Here is a 16855-nt window from a genome sequence, read left to right as displayed (position 1 = left end):
CTGTTAGGGAGCGCAGCACACATGAGAATCACCCTGTCCGAGCGCGGCACCCCGGACTGGCAGACCGCCGCGGACCTCGCCCGGCTGGTGTTCGCCAAGCAGTACCAGGCGAGCATCTCGCCCGACCCGGACGGCTTCCTCGCCTTCTTCGAGACCGCCGCCGACGGCCAGGAGGAAGTCCTCGCCTGCGCGGGCCTGTCCTTCCCCGAGGAAGAGAGCATCCTGCTCGAGCGCTACCTCGACGCCCCCGTCGAAGACGTCATCACCCGGGCCGTGGGCGCCCCCGTCAAACGCTCCCAGGTCCTGCAGATCGGCTCCATCGCCTCGGTACGGGCCGCCGCCGGCGCCGAGATCATCAAGGCGATCCCGCTGATCATGGCCTGCCTGGGCCGCCCGTACGCGGTGATGACCATGACCGGCCGGCTCGCCGCCCTCATGCAGCGCCTGGGCTGCGTCTTCCACCCCCTGGCCGACGCCAGCGCGGAACGCCTGCCCGAAGGCGAACGGGCCGCCTGGGGCTCCTACTACGACACCCGGCCCGTCGTCGGCTACGCCGAGGCCGCCGAGCAGTCCACCCTGCTGCTGGCCGCCATCGGCCGCTACTGCTTCACCTCGGTCGACATGCGGCTGCTGAGCAACCGCCCGCAGCAGGGGGTGCTCACCCGTGCCGCCTGACACCCCCACCCGCCTCTGCCTCGCCCAGGGACTCCTGGAGCGGGCCGGCAGCGACGCCGTCATGGTCCGCGTGCTGGCCGCCGACGGCTCGCCGCCCACCGCCTGGAGCTACCGCGACCTGACCGGCGCCGCCCTCGCGCTGGCCACCCGGCTCCAGGAACGGGCCCAGGTGCTGGGCCGGCCGGCCCGGGTGGGGCTGCTCGCGGAGAACTCGCCCGAATGGGTCGTAGCCGACCTGGCCGCCCTGTTCGCCGGCGCCGTCGAGATCCCCGTCCCCACCGCCTTCACCGCCCAGCAGGCCGCCTCCCTCCTGCAGAGCGCCGACCTGTGCCTCACCGACGCCGCGGGCGAAGCCGCCCTGGCCCGCTGGCGCACCGGCACCCCCCAGCCCGTCCTCCCCGACGGCTGCCCCGCCGTTGCCCTCGACCTGCCCGACCTCACCCGCGCACCCCGCCCCACCGCACCCCCGCAGATCCCCGCACACGACCAGATCGTCAAGGTCATCCACACCTCCGGCACCACCTCCGCCCCCAAAGGCGTCCAGATCCGCCGCCACGGCCTGGACGAACTCCTCACCTCGCTGCGCGCCCGCACCCGCCCGGAGATCTTCGAGCGCTACCTGTCCATCGTCCCGCTCAGCCTCCTCATCGAGCAGGTCGCCGGCCTCTACATGCCCTTCCTGGCAGGCGGTTCGGTGTCCTTCCTGCCGCCGGGCACCGCCCTGGTCGGCACCGCCGCCGACGCCGCCCCCCGCATGCTCACCCTGCTGCGCGCGGCCCGCCCCACCGCCCTGGTCGTGCCGCCCACCGTCGCCGGCCTCTTCCTCGCCCTGTGCGACCAGCAGCCCGCCGAGAGCATCCCCGAGCGCCACCGGCGGATCTTCGGACACGACGGGCCGGTCTTCATCGCCTGCGGCGGCGCCCCCGTCCCCCCGGAGATCCTCCAGCGCCTCGACGCCTACGGACTGACCGTCCACGAGGGCTACGGACTGAGCGAGAACTCCTCCGTGGTGTCCTGGAACTTCCCCGGCGCCGTCCGCTTCGGCACCGTCGGCCGCCCCCTGGACCACGTGCGGGCCGAACTCGCCGAGGACGGCGAACTCCTCATCCGCAGCACCTCCCTGTTCGCCGGCTACACCCGCGAGGACCCCTCCAGCGTCGTCGTCGACGACCAGGGCCGCCTGCACACCGGCGACCTCGCCGAGATCGACGCCGACGGCTATCTGCGCATCACCGGACGCAAGAAGAACCTCGTCATCACCGCGGGCGGCCGCAACGTGGCCCCCGAATGGGTCGAGGCCCGCTACCGCGAACTCGGCTTCGTCCGCGAGGCCGCCGTCGTCGCCGACGGCCTCGACCAGGTCCACGGCCTGTTCGTCATCGACGCCGGCCTCGACCCCGCAACCGCCCGCCGCGAGATCACCGACTTCGGCCGGCGAAAACTCTCCGGCATCGAACGCGCCGCCGTCGTCCACCTCATGTCCGAGGACGACCCCGCCTACGCCACCTGCTTCACCGTCACCGGACGCCCCCGCCGCGACGTCGTGCGCGCGCACGTCCTCGACCAGCCCCGCACCCCGGCCCCCCGCGGCGGCGAGACCAAGGAGAAGGCTTGACATCTCCCCCAGCTGAAGCAGGGGGATTCTTCCCTCGCGGGTGGAGCTTTCTGCTTCTCGGACAGCAGCTGCCCCGAATCAACGGCGGGGGACGTCGGTACGCCCAGCAGTCTTACGCCGGCTCCACAGACCTGACATCCCGCCAGCCCGGCGGTAGGCCCGGCCGGCTTGGTTGTCACCGGCCGAGCGTGGCAACGCCACTACATCCGCGGGCAGTCGCTGGTGAACGACGATCCGCCCTGGCGGCGAATCGTCTTCCCCTGCCCTGCTCCGCAGGAGTCCGTTTCCTCCCCAGCCCGAAGGCTGGGGTATCCACGGAGGAATCCAGATGAGCACGGCTATGAAGACCACCCCCTACGGCACCGGCAGCGGCCTGCTGGTCGAACCCGCAGGTCCCGGCGGCCTCGACGGCATCGACCCCAAGGAACTGCGCGACCTGCTCTCCCAGGCCGGCTTCCTGCTGCTGCGCGGCTTCGGCGCGGACATGGACGCCTTCACCGCCCTGGTGCAGCACACCTCCACCTCCACCACCCTCGACCCCGCCCGCGACTTCTACTCCGAGGTCGCCCAGAAGGTCGACGCCGGCTTCGACGAGGTGGGCCTGCACACCGAGAACGGCAACAGCCCCTTCCGCTCCCACCTCGCCTGGTTCTTCTGCGAGAAGGCCGCCTCCTCCGGCTCCCAGACCACCGTCTGCGACGGCTACCGCGTCTGGGACGCCCTCAGCCCCCAGGCCCGCACCGCGTTCGCGGCCCAGGACATCGTCTACAGCCGCTACGTCGCCGAGCCGCAGTGGCGGGCGATGGCCCACCACCTGCTGGGCCGCACCAAGCCCGCCGACGAGATCGACGTCAAAGAACTCCTCGCGCTGGCAGGCCAGTTGCCGGGCACCGAGATCGTGCCGCAGGACGACGGCGGGGTGCGCTACTCCTTCACCACCCCCGCGGCCGGCACCACCGTGTTCGGGCCGCGCCCCTCCTTCGCCAACAGCATCCTGGGCCCCTCCTTCAACTACGAGAAGCCCACCATCACCTTCGCCGACGGCACCGCCCTGTCCCCGCAGCTGCTGGCCGAGGTCGAAGAGGTGACCGCCCGCCTCACCGAGAACCTCGACTGGCAGGACGGCGACGCCGCCGTCATCGACAACACCCGCGTCATGCACGGCCGGCGCGCCATCACCGACCCCGACCGCACCATCTACAACGCCCTCAGCTACATCGAGGCACCCGCCGCCTGACCGGGCCGCCCCTCCCGCCCCCACCCCGCCGACGCAAGAAGAAGCAGCAGGAGGAGGAGAGGGCAAGGGGGCGGGAGACAGATCCATCCGAGAGGGATCCATGACCACCGACCACACCGCCGCCCCCCGCACGACGGACACCGCACCCGCCGCCGCGGATCCCCGCCGCTGGCGCCTGCTCGTCTTCGTCGCCCTCGCCCAGTTCATGGTGCTCCTCGACACCACCGTGGTGAACCTCGCCCTGCCCGCCATCCAGGCCGACCTCAAGGCCGGCGCCACCGCCGTCGAATGGGTGCTGACCGCCTACATCCTGTGCTTCGGCGGCCTCATGCTGCTCGGCGGCCGCACCGCCGACCGCTGGGGCAGGCGCCGCACCTTCCTGCTCGGCGCCCTGCTGTTCACCGCCGCCTCCCTGCTGTGCGGACTCGCCCAGGGCGCCGGCCTGCTGATCGCCGCCCGTGCCCTGCAGGGCTGCGGCGCCGCCTTCCTCTCACCGGCCGCGATGTCCCTGGTCACCACCACCTTCCCCAAGGGCCGCGAACGCACCACCGCGCTCGCCGTGTGGGCCGCGCTGGCCGGCCTCGGCGGCACCCTCGGCGTCATCGCCGGCGGCCTGATCACCGACAGCCTCAGCTGGCGCTGGATCTTCTACATCAACCTGCCCTTCGGGATCGTCGCCGTCGCCGGCGTCCTGCTGCTGTCCCGGGGCCGCCCCGAGACCCGCATCCGCGGCTCGCGCCCCGACATCGCCGGCGCCGTCACCGTCACCACGGGCCTGGCCGCCCTCGTCTACGCCATCGTCAACATCCAGGACCACGGCGCCACCTCCACGCCCTACGTCCTGGCCCCGGCCGCCGCCTCCCTCGCCCTGCTCGCCGCGTTCGTCCTGATCGAACGCCGCACCCCCGACCCGCTGATGCCGCTGCACCTGTTCGCCACCCGCTCCCTGGCCACCGCGGGCCTGGGCCGCGTCCTGACCAGCGGCGTACAGGCGTCCGTGCTCTTCCTGTGCAGCTACTACCTGCAGCGCACCCTGGGCTACTCCACCCTCAAGTCCGGGTTCGCGTTCCTGCCGCTGGGCGTCGTCGCCATCCTCGTCACCGCCCCCGCCACCCGCATCATGCACAAGGCCGGCCCCCGCCCCGTCTACCTCGCCGGCGCCGCCGGCTCCGTGCTGGGCCTCCTCCTGCTCACCCAGGCCCCGGCCGGCGGCACCTACCTGCTGCACCTGCTGCCCGCCCTGCTCATCCTCGGCGCGTCCATGCAGTGCTGCGGCATCCCCGTCAACGTGCACGGCGTCTCCGACATCCCCGCCCGCCAGCAGGGCATCGCCTCCGGCGTCCTGGTCGCCGCCTTCCAGGTCGGCGCCTCACTCGGCGTGGCCACCGTCGCCACCAGCGCCCTGACCCGCACCACCCACGACCTCACCCACCACACCGCCCCCGCCCTGGCCTGGCTGGACGGCCTCCACCTCGGCTTCTGGATCGCCACCGGCATCGGCGTCCTCAACCTGCTCACCGCCTACTTCGGACTGCCCCGCCACCGCCGCGCCCCCGCCCCGGCCGGCCCCCGCACCGCCTGACCACCCCCCAACCCCCCAGCCCCCCAACGGACACGGAGAGGCCCATGGCACGCCCCGGAGACACCCTCCACCTCGGCAAGGACAAGCTCACCTTCCTGACCACCGCCGCCGAAACCGACGGCGCCTTCGTCGAAGTCGAAGTCGAATACGCCCCCGCCGTCATCAAACCGCCCCAGCACTACCACCCCCGCCAGACCGAACACATGCGCCTCAAGAGCGGCCGCCTCCACCTCCAGCTCGACGGCGTCCTGCACGAGTACGAACAAGGCGCCGACTTCTACATCCCGCCGGGCGCCGTCCACTCCATGTGGAACCCCGGCCCCGAACCCACCCGGGTCATCTGGCGCACCACCCCCGCCTACCGGACCGAAACCGTCTTCGAGACCCTCTGGGGCCTGACCAACGAAGGCCGGTTGCGCCCCGACGGCACCCCCCGCCTGCAGATGCCGCTGCTCGCCCTCGCCTTCCGCGACGAGTACCGCGTCGTCACCGGCCGCCCCTACCCCCTCGACACGGCCCTGTGCCTGCTGCTCTCCCCGCTCTCCCTGGCCTGCGGCTACCGCCCCACCTACCGCCCGCCCCAGAACACCGCGACCCTCCAGCCCACCGCCTGAACACACCGGCAAACGCCCGGGGTTCGAGCCGGACACCAGGGCGCAGCGAGCCGTGCGCCCTAGCGTCGGCCCCAACCGACATACGGCCGATGCGTGGAGGAATGGTCATGGCCACCGAAGCACACGAATTCACCCTGCCCGGCGCGGATCTCCCGCAGCCCGACGCCGAACTGCGCAAGAAGCGCGAGGCGGTCGTCCTGCAGCACACGGTCGCCGAGATCGCCTGGGACATCGACGGCGTGCTGGCCACCTTCCCGCGCGGCGGCGTCTACCGCATCCAGGCCTTCGAAGAAGGCCCGCTGATCGGCGAAGAAGCCATCAAGAAGGGCTACTTCGCCGACCTCAAGGCCGCCTTCCCCGACCTCGAGCACGAACTGCACCACGTGCACCACACACCCACCGCCGTGATCCTCGAGGCACAGGCCCGCGGCAAGCAGGAGGCCGACTGGCGCGGCATCCCCAACCGCGGCAAGTCCATCGACGCCCCCGTCGCCGTCTTCTTCCACTTCGACGGCGACGTCCTGATCGACGAGACCCTCTACTTCGACATCGCCACCTTCCAGCGCCAGCTCGCCTGACCCCCTCCCTCTCCGCGGGCGCGGCGCGGCGGGGCCCGGATACCGGCCACCGGTATCCGGGCCCCGCCGCGCCGCGCCCGCGTGTGCCGAGCGGGGCTCGAGGAGGACTTGAGCAGGCGTCCGTAGCGTCGACGGCGCCGTACCGGCCCGCGCGCGGGCGCGGGCACCAGGGCGCCGCGGGCCGGACCGGTCACGGCGATGAGCATCTCGCACGACTCCAGAAAGGATGCTCGGTTGACTTCTCCCCTTCTTGAAGGAGGGGGGATTCTTACGGCTCGCGCCGTGAGGGTTTCTGCTTCGTTGCCGACTGCCCGTCCGGAGTACTCCGTTGAGGTCTTACACCAGCTCCACAGACTGTCACCGCCAGCCCGGCGGCCAGGAGGTTGTGCGCCGCGTTCACGTCCCGGTCGTGGGTCGTTGCGCAGTCGCACGTCCAGGTGCGGACGTTCAGCGGCATCGTGTCCCGCAGGGTGCCGCAGGCGGAGCACAGCCTGGAGGAGGGGAACCACCGGTCCACCGCGATCACTTCGCGCCCGTACCACTGGGCTTTGTACTCCAGCATGCTGCGGAACTCGCTCCACGCCGCGTCGCTGATGGCGCGGGCCAGTTTCCGGTTCTTGACCATGTTGCGCACGGTCAGGTCCTCGATCACGATCGTTTGGTTTTCACGAACGAGCCGAGTGGTCAGCTTGTGCAGCGTGTCGCGGCGCCGGTCAGCGATCCGGGCGTGGATCTTCGCGGCCTTGAGCCGGGCTTTCCTGCGGTTGGCGCCGTCGCCCCTGGCCTTGCGGGCAAGGTTGCGCTGGGCCTTGGCGAGAGCGGCACGGTCCCGGCGCTCGTGCCGGGGGTTGGTGATCTTCTCTCCGGTGGAGAGGGTCAGCAGGTGGTTCAGGCCGACATCGACACCGATGGCCTGACCGGTGGCCGGGAGCGGCTTGACGGACGGGTCCTCGCACAGCAGGGACACGAACCAGCGGCCCGCGCTGTCCTGCGAGACCGTCACGGTGGACGGTTTCGTTCCCTCGGGCAGCGGCCTGGACCACACGATGCGCAGAGGCTCGCTCATCTTCGCGAGCCGCAGCTCACCGTTCCGGAAGCGGAATGCGCTGGTGGTGTACTCCGCACTCCTGCGCGACGTCTTGCGCGACGTGAAGCGCGGGTACTTCGCCCGTTTGCCGAAGAAGTTGGTGAACGCCGTCTGCAGGTGCCGCAGCGCCTGCTGGAGGGGGACCGAGGACACCTCGTTCAGGTAGGCCAGTTCCCCGGTCTTCTTCCACGCCGTCAGCATCGCGGAGGTGGCGTTGTAGGTGACCCGCTCCTGATGGGTCGCCCACGCCTGGGTACGGGCGGCGAGCGCCAGGTTGTAGACCTTCCGCACGCACCCGAACGTGCGCGACAGCTCCGCTGCCTGCGCATCCGTCGGACAGAAGCGGTACTTGAACGCCCGCTTCACGTGAGTGGTCACTCACAAACTATCGCATCGACTAGTGGCTATCTGCGGGTAGTTGGCCGCGAACGACGATCCGCCCTGGCAGCGGATCGTCTTTCCCTGCCCTGCTCCGCAGGAGTCCATTTCCTGTCCGCCCTGAAGGGCGGAGTATCCACGGAGGGATCAGATGAGCACCGTCAACCCCCCATCCCCGGGCGGTGAAACCAAGAGGGTGGTCTTCTGGGCCATTCTCACCACCAGCCTCGCCTCGTTCATGGCGGGACTGGACAACCTCGTCATCATCACGGCGCTGCCCACCATCCGCGAGAAACTCGGCGGCAGCCTCACCGACCTGGAATGGACGGTCAACGCCTACACCCTGTCCTTCGCGGTCCTGATGATGTTCGGCGCCGCCCTCGGCGACCGCTTCGGCCGCCGCAAGGTCTTCAGCCTGGGCCTGCTGCTGTTCACCGCCGCCTCCGCGGCCGCCGCCCTCGCGCCCGGCATCAACGAACTCGTCGCCGCCCGCGCCGTCCAGGGCGTCGGCGCGGCCATCATCATGCCGCTGTCGGTGACCCTGCTGACCGCCGCCGTGCCCGCCGAGAAACGCGGCGCGGCCCTGGGCATCTGGGGCGCCGTCAACGGACTGTCCATCGCCGCCGGCCCGCTGGTGGGCGGCGCCATCGTCGAGCACCTGTCCTGGCAGTGGATCTTCTGGCTGAACGTGCCGATCGGCCTGGCCCTGGCCCCGCTGTCCTTCCGCAAGCTCGCCGAGAGCCGCATCGCCCACTCCCGCCTGGACGCCGTCGGCACCGCCCTGGCCAGCCTGGGCCTGTTCGGCATCGTGCTGGGCCTGATCAAGGGCCACGGAGACGGCTGGACATCCCCGCAGGTCCTGGGCGCACTGATCGGCGGCACCGCAGTGATGGCCCTGTTCGTGGTGTGGGAGAACCGCACCGAACACCCGATGGTGCCGATGCGGATGTTCCGCAACCGCGCGTTCACCGCGATCAACCTGGCCGGCGCCCTCATGTCGGTCGGCATGTTCGGCGCGATCTTCCTGATGACCCAGTTCCTGCAGAACATCCAGGGCTACACCGCCATGCAGGCCGGCGTACGGCTGCTGGCCTGGACCGCCATGCCGATGGTGGTCGCCCCCATCGGCGGCATGGTCTCCGACCGCATCGGCGGCAAACCCGTGGTCACCCTCGGCCTCGCCATGATGACCGCCGGCATGGTCTATTGGGCGTTCGTCCTCAAGCCGGACGTCTCCTACGCCGCCCAGCTGCCCTCCCTGATGATCTGCGGCGCCGGCATGGCCCTGTTCTACGCCCCGCTGATGAACCTCACCATGGGCTCGGTCGCCGAACACGAACAGGGCATCGCCTCCGGCGTCACCGCCGCCACCCGCGAGGTCGGCGCCGCCCTCGGCGTGGCCCTGCTCGCCTCCATCTTCAGCGCCAACGGCGGCTACGCCTCACCGCGCAACTTCGTCGACGGCCTGGTGCCCGCCATGTGGGTGGGCGCCACCGCGGTGGCGCTTGCCACCTTCGCCATGCTGCTGGCCCCCTCCCGCAGGCGCGCCGCCGCGAGCACCCCCGTCGCACAGGCCGCCCCCGCGCAGGAGAGTGCACCGGCCCCCCTGCACTGACCTGGCCCCGGGGCCGGCGTCACCCCACGGGTGGCGCCGGCCCCGGCGCCGTCCCACGAACCGGCGCCCCTGACGCCCCGACGAACCGAGGACGCATGGCCATTGAGGAGATGAAGGTCCGCGACGCCTTCCGGATCACCCCGTCGCAACTGCCGGACAACCGGGGCCTGTTCTTCGAGGCCTGGCGGCTGGGCGGCCTGACGGCGGCGAGCGGCCAGCCGTTCACCGTCCGGCAGGTCAACTTCTCCGTCTCCCGGCGCAACACACTGCGCGGCATCCACGGCACCACCCTGCCGCCGGGCCAGGCGAAACTGGTGACCTGCGTGCGCGGCGCCGCCCTGGACGTGGTCGTCGACCTGCGCGTCGGCTCCCCGACGTTCGGTATGTTCGACACCACCCTGCAGGAAGCCGGCTCCGGCATCGGCGTCTATCTCGCCGACGGCCTCGGCCACGCCTTCCTCGCCCTGAGCGACGACACCTGCATGAACTACCTGTGCTCCGAGGAGTACGTGCCCGGCACCATGGTCGACATCCAGGCCCTCGACCCCGACATCGGCATCCCCTGGAACACCACCGGACAACTCATCCGCTCCGACAAGGACACCCACGCCCCCAGCCTCTCCGAGGCCGCCGCCCGCGGCCTGCTGCCCACCTACGAACAGGCCCTCGCCTCCTACCACCCCGCGGCCCCCGCCGCCCGCCGCCCGTAACCGGGTCACCGCCGTACGGGAGTCCGCAGCCGACGCAGCTGGCCCGGGCGTCGGCGCGCTGCCCGCCCGGCATCCCGGGCAACCGGCTGCGCGGGCCCGCGCAGACTGATTCGATGACCTGACGGGTGGCGCCGGCGGCGGGAGGTGCGGTGATCGAGTGTGTCCGGGCGGTACTGCTCACGCCCGCCGGCCGGCTGCTGCTGATCCGGCGCACCTGGCCGGGCGCGACGCCCTACCGGGTGTTTCCCGGCGGGCACGTCGAACCGGACGATCCGGGCCTGCGCGCGGCCCTGGTCCGTGAGATACGCGAAGAGACCGGCGCCGAGCCGCAGATCACGGGTCTGCTGCAGGTGCTGGCCGACGCGCACCAGCGCCAGTACTTCTACCTGGCCCGTATTCGTTCATGGTCCGAGGCGGACCGCACCGGTCCGGAGTTCGCCGACCCGGACCGCGGCGAGTACCGGCTCGAGGAAGTCCCGCTGAGCATCCGAGCGCTCGACGCCCTCAGCCTGGAGCCGGAGGAGATCGCCGCACTGCTGCGCGACGCGGTGACGGCCGGGACCGACCTGGCCGACCTGGCGGATCCGGCACGCTGAGTTCGGCGGCCGGCACCAGGAACCCCTCTGCCAGGAGCCTGGCCGCCGACGGCCGCCGGGTGTGAACCGGCCTGCCCTGTCCGCAGGTTGGAGCGAGCTCGGCGCAGGGCTTCACACGCTTCCTCTCGCGGCCTGGCGGGATCTCCACTCATGGCGCAGGAGGTGGATCCGCAGGGCCGCGACGGCGAGAAACGCGAGACCGATGCCGCCCCGGGCCCACCCTCCGGCCATGACGAACCAGTACAGGGCGAGGCCGGAACGGGAGGGCGCGGAGAATTTGATCAGCATCCGGCCGGTCGATCAGGCGCGGACCCCGCACGCTGTGGTGGAGGCCACTGTTCCGCAGGCGGGAGGCGAGGGGGGCGTCAAATCCTGCCCGCCCGGGGAGTGCGGACGCGCACGGGCACCCGCCACTTCTGTTGAAAGTGCGAACCGATGTGCTCCGGTCGCCGATCGGGGGGCACCGACCTAACCTCGGTTGAGGCCGACAGTGACCAATGGGGCAGTTGTTCAAGATGGGAGAACATCGTGAATGACACATTCCGCAGCCACTGGGGGCGCACCTTCGCCGTAGGAACCCTGACAGCGGCCCTGCTGTCCGGGGGAGCAGCGGGCGGTATCGCGGTAGCGGCCACCGGATCCCAGCATCCGGCCGCACCTGCAGCGACACCTTCGACATCGGCGTCGGAGACGTCGAAGACGACGACCACCGCGCCGGCGCCGACGACGACCACCGCGCCGGCGCCGACGACGACCACCAAGCCGTCGCCGACGAAGACCACCAAGCCGTCGCCGACGAAGACCACCAAGCATTCGCCGAAGCCGTCGCCGTCGAAGACCCACAAACCGAAGCCGACTCCGTCGAAGACGCACAAGTATTCGCCGAAGCCGTCGCCGTCGAAGACCCACAAACCGAAGCCGACTCCGTCGAAGACGCACAAGTACTCGCCGAAGCCGAAGCCGACTCCCTCGAAGACGAGGACGGCGCACCCGACCGTGACCGCCAAGCCGACCAAGACCTCCTAGCCCTGACCGCCGGGGCAAGTGACACGCCCGCGCCCCCGCGCCCCTGAGGCGCGGGCGTGTCTGTCGGAGCCTCCGCCTTCGCCCTCTCCCTCGCACAACCATCCGGCGTCCGGTACGTCTGATGCGGTATGAGGGCGTGGTGGGCGGACAGGAAGCGGCGGTATGCGGCCGTGGTGTGTGCAGTGGTACTGGCGGCGGCCGGGGCAGGCGCCGTCGTCCTGAAAACCCGTCACCCGGCGCAGCCGCCCGGGGCCGTGCTGACGTTCCGGTCCGTGCTGAACACGTTCTACCTGCCGCGCTACACCGCGCCCGGCCATGCCCCCTGGGCTCCCGAATACCGGATCCGCCTGGCGGCGGCCGCGGCCCCGTCCGGAGGGAGCCAGGGGTTCGCCAGGCAGGTCGAGGCGGATTTCGACCTGTCCGTCTTCAAGGGGAAGGCTGACATCTGGGGGGAGAACAAGGGCTACGGCTGCGCCCGTTCGGGCTTTCGCGTGACCTGCGCGCTGCCGGACATCAAGTACGGGGAGGGAGCTGATTTCCTTCCCTTCCAGGTGAAGCCGAAGCCCGGTACGGCCTCCGGCCCGGCCGGATTTATCGTGGTGACCGTGCACAGCGCCGACGCGCCCACCATCCGGCACACCACCCGGGTGATGGTCGGCTCGCCGTATCTGACCACCCGGAACAGGAAACTGACGGGGGTGCGCCCCGGGGGCGAGGTGCGGCTGACACCCGCCTTCGGCAATCGGGGGGACACCGGTGTCGACGGTGGCATCACCGTCGTGGTGGTGGCGGACGGCAGCACCCTGCTGCCCCGGTACGGCAACTGCCGCTACAACAAGGCGGCAGCGGCCACCGAGGCACAGTGCGACTTTCCCGGCCCGCTGCCCGCGGGGACGGCGTACGAGACGGACCATCCGGTCATCGCCGTGACCGGCCAGGACACGAGGAGCGGCAGCCTGCACTACAGCGTGTGGCCCACCGCCGATATCGACGGTCCGTCACAGCTTCCCGGGCGGGCTGTGCGCGGCACCGGTGAAGTGCTGCGGCTTCGGCCGGTGGACGGCGGCGCGTTCACCGGGAGCGAGTCGAGCAGGAGCCGGGGAGCCGCCGGGGCACTGGACTTCGAGACCACGCGGGTCGACGACGTGGAGGCCGTCGGCTTCACCATCCGGGGCAGGGTGGGCGAGGAGGTCCGGACCGAGGTGCCGTATCCGAGGGGCTACCGGGGCGACACGATGTGGGTGACGCTCCCCGACGGCGTCAGCCTCGTCACCCGGCCGCCGCAAGACCTGCAGAGCGAGGACTCCTACTGCCGAAGGGGCCCGGCGAAGGGCGGTCCCGTCGCCTGCGGGCCGGGGGGCGAGCCCTACGCCGTCGTCCTGCTGGTGCGTATCGACAAGCGCGTCGAGGGGGCCCGCGGCAGCGTCACGGTCCCGCCCGGTCCCGCCGCCGACCCGGACCAGGACAACAACACAGCCCCGGTGACCGTGGAGTACGTCCCGTGACGGTCCCGTGCCGCAACGGGCGCCCGGTCATCCGAACTGGCCGGGCTGGTAGTCGCCGGCGGGCTGCCGGACGAGGACGTTGACGCGGTTGTAGGCGTTGATGAGGGCGATGAGGGAGACCAGCGCGGCGAGCTGGTCCTCGTCGTAGTGCTTGGCGGCGTTCGCCCAGGCCTCGTCCGTGACCCCGCCGGCCGCGTCCGCGATGCGGGTGCCCTGTTCGGTCAGCTCCAGGGCGGCGCGCTCGGCGTCGGTGAAGACCGTGGCCTCGCGCCAGGCCGCGACCAGGTGGAGGCGCACCGGGGTCTCCCCGGCGTGCGCGGCGTCCTTGGTGTGCATGTCGGTGCAGAAACCGCAGCCGTTGATCTGACTGGCGCGGATCTTCACCAGTTCCTGCGTCGCGGCCGGCAGCGTGGAGTCCGAGACCGCCTTGCCTGCCGAGTTGATGTGCCTCAGGACCTTGCCTGCGACCGGGTTGCCGAAGAGGTTCAAGCGGGCATCCATGGTGAGCTCCTGTGCCGTTGGCGGTGGTTACACCTCCCTGACGGACCAGCCCGGCAGGATGTGACAGCACCGGGAAAAAAAGCCCGTCTTCTCACGGCCCGGTCCCGCCCTCCCTGGGGCGCGCTCACCGGTTCAAAGGGCGGCCTTGTGCTTCAGGGGTTCCCACCAGGTGCGGTGGTCGCGGTACCAGGCGAAGGTCTCGGCCAGGCCCTGGGCGAAGTCCTTGCGGGGGCGGTAGCCGAGCTCGCGGGAGATCTTCGCGCAGTCCACCGAGTAGCGCAGGTCGTGGCCGAGCCGGTCGGGCACGTGCTCGACGCTGTCCCAGGTCGCCCCGGCGAGGTCGAGCAGCAGGGTGGTCAGTTCCTTGTTGCTCAGCTCGGTGCCGCCGCCGATGTTGTAGACCTCGCCCGGCCGGCCGCCGGTGCGCACCAGTTCCAGGCCCTGCACATGGTCGTCGATGTGCAGCCAGTCCCGGACGTTGAGCCCCTCCCCGTACAGCGGGACGCGGTGTCCGTCGAGGAGGTTGGTGACGAACAGGGGGATGACCTTCTCGGGGAAGTGGTGGTGGCCGTAGTTGTTGGAGCAGCGGGTCACCCGGACGTCCAGGCCGTGGGTGCGGTGGTAGGAGAGGGCGACGAGGTCGGAGGAGGCCTTGGAGGCGGCGTAGGGGGAGTTGGGGCGCAGCGGGTCGCTCTCGGGCCAGGAGCCCTCGGCCAGGGAGCCGTAGACCTCGTCGGTGGAGACGTGCAGGAAGCGGGCCGGGCCGCCGGGCCGGCGCAGCGCGGCGTCCAGCAGGGTCTGGGTGCCCAGCACGTTGGTGGTGATGAACTCGGCGGCGCCGAGGATGGAGCGGTCGACGTGGGACTCGGCGGCGAAGTGCACGATCTGCTCGTGGCCGGCGACGAGTTCGGCCACGAGGCGGGTGTCGCAGATGTCGCCGTGCACGAAGCGGAAGGCGGGGTGGGAGCGGACCGGGTCGAGGTTGGCGGGGTTGCCGGCGTAGGTGAGTTTGTCCAGGACGGTGATCTCGACGCCGCCGGGGCCGCCCGGGCCGAGCAGGGTGCGTACGTAGTGCGAGCCGATGAACCCCGCTCCGCCGGTGACGAGGATGCGTGTGGTGGTCATCTGATCCCTCCGTGGATACTCCGCTCTTCAGGGCGGAGAGGAAACGGACTCCTGCGGAGCAGGGCGAGGAGCGACGTGAACGCGGCGAAGAACCTTCTGGCTGCCGGGCCGGCAGTGTCCGCGTGTGGAGCTGGTGCAGGACCTCAACGGAGAACTCCGGGCGGGCAGTCGGCGTCGGAGCACGAACCCCCACGGCGTGAGCCGTGAGGATCCCCCTCGTTCACGAGGGGGAGAAGTCAGGACGATATCTGCACCTTGCTGTGGTCGCCGAGGATGAGCCGGTGGGCGGCGGGGACCCGGGGTGCGGGGGTCACCTCCACGTTGCGTCCGATGATCGAGGCCTCCACGCGGCGGGCGCCGCGCACCGAGGAGCCGTCCAGGACGATGGAGAACTCGATCTCGCTGTCGGTGATGCGGCAGTCGTGGGAGATGGAGGTGAACGGGCCGACGTAGGAGCCGGCGATCACGCTGCCGGTGCCGATGACGGCCGGGCCCACGATGCGCGAGCCGCTCACCCGGGCGCCCTCGTCGATCTGCACCCGCCCGATGATCTCGCTGGCGTCGTCGACGTCGCCCTCGATGTGCGGCTCGGTGTGCTCCAGGACGGAGCGGTTGACCTCCAGCATGTCGCCGACGTTCCCGGTGTCCTTCCAGTAGCCGGAGATCGTCGTGGAGCGTACGTCGTGCTGCTGGTCGATGAGCCACTGCAGGGCGTGGGTGATCTCCAGTTCGCCGCGCCAGGAGGGCGTGATGGCGCGGACGGCCTCGTGCACGGCGGGGGTGAACAGGTAGACGCCGACCAGCGCGAGGTCGCTCTTGGGGGCCTTGGGCTTCTCCTCCAGTCCTATGACCCGTCCGTCCGCGCCGAATTCGGCGACCCCGAACTGGCGCGGGTCGGGGACCTGGGTGAGCAGGATCTGGGCGGCGGGCCGCTGTGCGCGGAAGGCGTCGACGAGGGAGGAGATGCCGCCCACGATGAAGTTGTCGCCCAGGTACATGACGAAGTCGTCGTCGGCGAGGAAGTCGCGGGCGATGATGACGGCGTGGGCCAGGCCCAGCGGCGCGTCCTGGGGGATGTAGGTGACGGTGAGGCCGAACTTGGAGCCGTCGCCGACGGCTTGCATGATCTCGTCGGCGGTGTCCCCGACGACGATCCCGACCTCGGTGATGCCCGCGTCCGCGATCGCTTCCAGGCCGTAGAAGAGCACCGGCTTGTTGGCCACGGGCACCAGCTGTTTGGCGGATGTGTGGGTGAGGGGGCGCAGGCGGGTTCCGGCCCCGCCGGAGAGTACGAGAGCCTTCATGAAGGGGAGGCTAGGAGCGGGCACTTGAGCCGGGATGGGGGATGGGCCGTGCCCACAGGCCCCCTCCAGGGCGGCTCGAGAGGCGGTGGGGATCCTCGGGTGACACGGCGGGGCGGGCGGCTGCGCCTGCCCGCTTCGGTGACGCGAGTCCAGGAAGGCTTGAGGCATGGCAGACAACCACCGTGAACTCGTCCAGCGCTTCGTCGACATGATCAACGCTCATGACGTGAGCACCATGAGCGAGCACACCGCGCCCGGGCACATCGACCACAACCCGGTCGTGGAGGACGGCATCGAGGCGAACACGGCGTTCTGGGAGCAGATCTTCGCCGCGTTCCCCGACGTCAAGGTCGTCACCCACGACCTGGTCGTGGAGGGGGACCGCATCGCCGGCCGTTTCGAGTACTCGGGCACCCACCAGGGCACGTTCTTCGGCGTCGAGGCCACCGGGCGGCCGCTGAACTTCCAGTCGATCGACTTCTGGCGGGTCGAGGACGGGCTGCTGGCCGAGCACTGGGACCAGCTGGACATGGCGGGGCTGTTCCGCCAGCTCGGCGTCGACATCCACGCCGGCCAGGACGGCCGGTAGCCGTCGTCGGGCACGGGCGGGCGGCCCGGCGCGCACAAGGTGCGCACCGGGCCGCCCGTGCGTGAGTCCGTGCGTGAGTCCGTGCGTGAGCCCGTCGGCGAGTCCGTGCGTGAGTCCG

General features: G+C 70.9%; 17 protein-coding genes and 1 pseudogene. 12 read left to right on the top strand and 6 right to left on the bottom strand.

The features are described 5' to 3' along the window. Window positions 1-21 precede the first annotated feature (21 nt). The 6 genes from ABZ656_RS37385 (at window position 22) to ABZ656_RS37360 (ending at window position 6301) form a co-directional block, all read left to right on the top strand. Window positions 22-675, top strand: coding sequence for a thermostable hemolysin (locus ABZ656_RS37385; RefSeq protein WP_075032267.1), 654 nt, complete (start codon window positions 22-24; stop codon window positions 673-675). Then, entirely contained in the window at window positions 665-2290 is a 1626-nt protein-coding gene (locus ABZ656_RS37380; RefSeq protein ID WP_360274177.1) for an AMP-binding protein, read from the top strand. Before ABZ656_RS37385 ends, ABZ656_RS37380 begins: the two co-directional genes overlap by 11 nt. Before the next feature lie 328 nt (window positions 2291-2618). Next, the gene (locus ABZ656_RS37375) at window positions 2619-3527 is read left to right on the top strand and encodes a TauD/TfdA family dioxygenase (RefSeq protein ID WP_101403463.1); all 909 of its coding nucleotides are present in this window, start codon (window positions 2619-2621) and stop codon (window positions 3525-3527) included. Window positions 3528-3627: 100 nt separating this feature from the next. After that, the gene (locus ABZ656_RS37370) at window positions 3628-5109 is read left to right on the top strand and encodes an MFS transporter (RefSeq protein WP_360274174.1); all 1482 of its coding nucleotides are present in this window, start codon (window positions 3628-3630) and stop codon (window positions 5107-5109) included. A gap of 44 nt (window positions 5110-5153) precedes the next feature. After that, entirely contained in the window at window positions 5154-5723 is a 570-nt protein-coding gene (locus tag ABZ656_RS37365) for a cupin domain-containing protein (RefSeq protein WP_360274171.1), read from the top strand. A 107-nt stretch (window positions 5724-5830) separates the two neighbouring features. Further along, the gene (locus tag ABZ656_RS37360; RefSeq protein ID WP_075032262.1) at window positions 5831-6301 is read left to right on the top strand and encodes a nuclear transport factor 2 family protein; all 471 of its coding nucleotides are present in this window, start codon (window positions 5831-5833) and stop codon (window positions 6299-6301) included. A 268-nt stretch (window positions 6302-6569) separates the two neighbouring features. On the opposite strand, the gene ABZ656_RS37355 is transcribed toward ABZ656_RS37360, so the two are convergent. Then, window positions 6570-7766, bottom strand: a complete 1197-nt coding sequence (locus ABZ656_RS37355; protein WP_360274167.1) for an RNA-guided endonuclease TnpB family protein — start codon at window positions 7764-7766, stop codon at window positions 6570-6572. A gap of 151 nt (window positions 7767-7917) precedes the next feature. Between ABZ656_RS37355 and ABZ656_RS37350 the strand changes: the two genes are divergently transcribed. The 3 genes from ABZ656_RS37350 (at window position 7918) to ABZ656_RS37340 (ending at window position 10687) form a co-directional block, all read left to right on the top strand. Beyond that, a complete protein-coding gene (locus tag ABZ656_RS37350) occupies window positions 7918-9381 on the top strand; it encodes a DHA2 family efflux MFS transporter permease subunit (RefSeq protein ID WP_075032260.1) in 1464 nt (487 codons plus the stop codon). 95 nt (window positions 9382-9476) lie between these two features. Next, the gene (rfbC, locus tag ABZ656_RS37345) at window positions 9477-10091 is read left to right on the top strand and encodes a dTDP-4-dehydrorhamnose 3,5-epimerase (RefSeq protein WP_075032259.1); all 615 of its coding nucleotides are present in this window, start codon (window positions 9477-9479) and stop codon (window positions 10089-10091) included. A 149-nt stretch (window positions 10092-10240) separates the two neighbouring features. Then, window positions 10241-10687 (top strand): NUDIX domain-containing protein, encoded by a 447-nt coding sequence (locus ABZ656_RS37340; RefSeq protein WP_101403468.1) that lies wholly within the window; start codon window positions 10241-10243, stop codon window positions 10685-10687. Between the two features lie 111 nt (window positions 10688-10798). Here ABZ656_RS37340 and ABZ656_RS37335 read toward each other — a convergent pair whose 3' ends face one another. Both ABZ656_RS37335 and ABZ656_RS37330 read right to left on the bottom strand, forming a co-directional pair. After that, window positions 10799-10975: a hypothetical protein gene (locus ABZ656_RS37335; RefSeq protein ID WP_177324283.1), complete on the bottom strand. Its 177-nt coding sequence runs from the start codon at window positions 10973-10975 to the stop codon at window positions 10799-10801. A gap of 77 nt (window positions 10976-11052) precedes the next feature. Continuing rightward, window positions 11053-11694 carry a hypothetical protein gene (locus ABZ656_RS37330; protein ID WP_360274162.1) on the bottom strand — a complete coding sequence of 214 codons (642 nt, stop codon included), beginning with the start codon at window positions 11692-11694 and terminating at the stop codon, window positions 11053-11055. A gap of 192 nt (window positions 11695-11886) precedes the next feature. On the opposite strand from ABZ656_RS37330, the gene ABZ656_RS37325 reads away from it, so the two are divergent. Continuing rightward, on the top strand, window positions 11887-13218 hold the full coding sequence (locus ABZ656_RS37325) for a hypothetical protein (RefSeq protein WP_360274159.1): 1332 nt from the start codon (window positions 11887-11889) through the stop codon (window positions 13216-13218). Window positions 13219-13245: 27 nt separating this feature from the next. Here the strand turns inward: ABZ656_RS37325 and ABZ656_RS37320 are convergent, their stop codons facing one another. Further along, window positions 13246-13719, bottom strand: coding sequence for a carboxymuconolactone decarboxylase family protein (locus ABZ656_RS37320; RefSeq protein WP_101403471.1), 474 nt, complete (start codon window positions 13717-13719; stop codon window positions 13246-13248). Window positions 13720-13851: 132 nt separating this feature from the next. Next, complete coding sequence (rfbB, locus tag ABZ656_RS37315; RefSeq protein ID WP_360274155.1) at window positions 13852-14844, bottom strand: dTDP-glucose 4,6-dehydratase; 993 nt, start codon at window positions 14842-14844, stop codon at window positions 13852-13854. A gap of 72 nt (window positions 14845-14916) precedes the next feature. Here rfbB and ABZ656_RS37310 point away from each other — a divergent pair. Then, a pseudogene (locus tag ABZ656_RS37310) lies at window positions 14917-15051 on the top strand (RNA-guided endonuclease TnpB family protein); the annotation flags it as partial. 29 nt (window positions 15052-15080) lie between these two features. Here ABZ656_RS37310 and ABZ656_RS37305 read toward each other — a convergent pair. Then, entirely contained in the window at window positions 15081-16148 is a 1068-nt protein-coding gene (locus ABZ656_RS37305) for a glucose-1-phosphate thymidylyltransferase (RefSeq protein ID WP_101403473.1), read from the bottom strand. Window positions 16149-16314: 166 nt separating this feature from the next. Here ABZ656_RS37305 and ABZ656_RS37300 point away from each other — a divergent pair, with 166 nt between their 5' ends. Then, window positions 16315-16737, top strand: a complete 423-nt coding sequence (locus ABZ656_RS37300; protein ID WP_067383410.1) for an ester cyclase — start codon at window positions 16315-16317, stop codon at window positions 16735-16737. The last annotated feature ends 118 nt before the right edge of the window (window positions 16738-16855 follow it).

The organism is Streptomyces sp. NPDC007095 (assembly GCF_040634475.1).
Lineage (GTDB): Bacteria > Actinomycetota > Actinomycetes > Streptomycetales > Streptomycetaceae > Streptomyces.
This window is presented reverse-complemented; position numbering and strand designations above follow the sequence as displayed.